This window comes from Alcanivorax sp. HI0044 (assembly GCF_001634945.1).
This window is the reverse complement of the sequence record NZ_LWEZ01001313.1, coordinates 1-1,332: the sequence shown is the minus strand read 5'-3', so window position 1 is coordinate 1,332 and position 1,332 is coordinate 1. Positions and strand designations below refer to the sequence as shown.

The following is a 1,332-nucleotide window of genomic DNA, read 5'->3' as shown; positions in this document are numbered from 1 at the left end:
CATTAAAACCGGCACCCGGTCTATCCCGCGCTTTTCAACTTTAAGCTTTGAACTTTCAACTGCTTTTACCCCGCAACCCGCCCCCTCCTACCGTCAATACAGAGGACCGTCATGTCTTTTATGCGCCCCTTGGGCAACACAGGATTAACCGTCAGCGCACTCGGCCTGGGCACGGTGAAAATCGGCCGCGACAAGGGGGTGAAATACCCCAATGGTTTCACCATCCCTGATGATCACGCGGTAACCGAGCTGCTGGCCCAGGCCCGGGACTTGGGCATCAACCTGATCGACACCGCTCCGGCCTACGGCCACAGCGAAGCTCGTCTCGGCCAGCTGATAAGTCAGCGCCAGGATTGGGTGATCGTCACCAAGGTGGGCGAAGAGTTTGATAACGACAGTGGTGAAAGCCATTTCGATTTCTCCCCGGAACACGTTCGCCGCTCCGTGCAGCGCAGCCTGAAACGACTCAACACCGATTACCTGGATTGCGTACTGATTCACTCCGATGGCGATGACATGGGGATCATCAAACAGGGCACCCTGGATGCCCTGAACGACCTGAAGAAGGAAGGCCTGGTGCGCACCACTGGCATGTCTACCAAGACCGTGGCTGGCGGCATTGCCTGCCTGGACCGCGCCGACATGGCCATGGTCACCTACAACCTTCAGCACCACGATGAAGTACAGGTGATCGAACACGCCGCCGCTCACCAGAAAGGCATCCTGATCAAGAAAGCCTTTGCCAGCGGTCACCTCAATGACACCCTTGCAGACCCGGTGCAGGAAAGTCTGAACCAGATCCTTGGCACCGCTGGCGTCAGCAGTATCATTGCCGGCACCATCAATCCCGTCCACTTGCGGGAAAACGTGGCCAAGGCCCGACAGGCCTGCAAGCAATAACAACAACAGGAAACCCCATGCGCTTTTGTCTGATGATTCTGCTACTCGGCACCTCCCTCGCGGCACAGGGGGATAACATATTACTGCTCCGCGAAGCCCCTCAGGGGTGCGAAGAAAAAGGGGAAGTCTCGGTGTCGTCGGGGAGCAAAATGCAGGGCATGTTGTTCAGCGACGCGTTCATCAATAACAACGTGAACAAGAAGCTCGCCAAGGCCATCAAGAAAGCCGGCGGCAACCGCGGCATGCTCAGCGATCGCCGTGAATTCATGATGGAGAGCCACTTCCGCGGTATTGAGCATATCGAGCTGGATGCCTGGGTCTGGCACTGCGAAGAAAAAGAGAGCTGAGCCTCAAAGCTCGCAGCTAGTAGCTCGAAGCTGCTTTTATCTCCGTCCCCAACGATTGCAACCCCGCCCAGTGACCTTGCTGATA

At 56.8% G+C, this 1,332-nt stretch carries 2 protein-coding genes; both read left to right on the top strand.

Annotated features, from left to right (window positions below; genetic code table 11):
* Positions 1-111 precede the first annotated feature (111 nt).
* Complete coding sequence (locus A3730_RS19195) at positions 112-900, top strand: aldo/keto reductase (protein WP_063519798.1); 789 nt, start codon at positions 112-114, stop codon at positions 898-900.
* Between the two features lie 17 nt (positions 901-917).
* Positions 918-1,247 (top strand): hypothetical protein, encoded by a 330-nt coding sequence (locus A3730_RS19190; RefSeq protein WP_063519797.1) that lies wholly within the window; start codon positions 918-920, stop codon positions 1,245-1,247.
* The last annotated feature ends 85 nt before the right edge of the window (positions 1,248-1,332 follow it).

Bases quoted from the DNA above. Each gene is read 5' to 3' on its own strand.
- A3730_RS19190 (WP_063519797.1), top strand. From the start codon at position 918: ATGCGCTTTTGTCTGATGATTCTGCTACTCGGCACCTCCCTCGCGGCA.
- A3730_RS19195 (WP_063519798.1), top strand. From the start codon at position 112: ATGTCTTTTATGCGCCCCTTGGGCAACACAGGATTAACCGTCAGCGCA.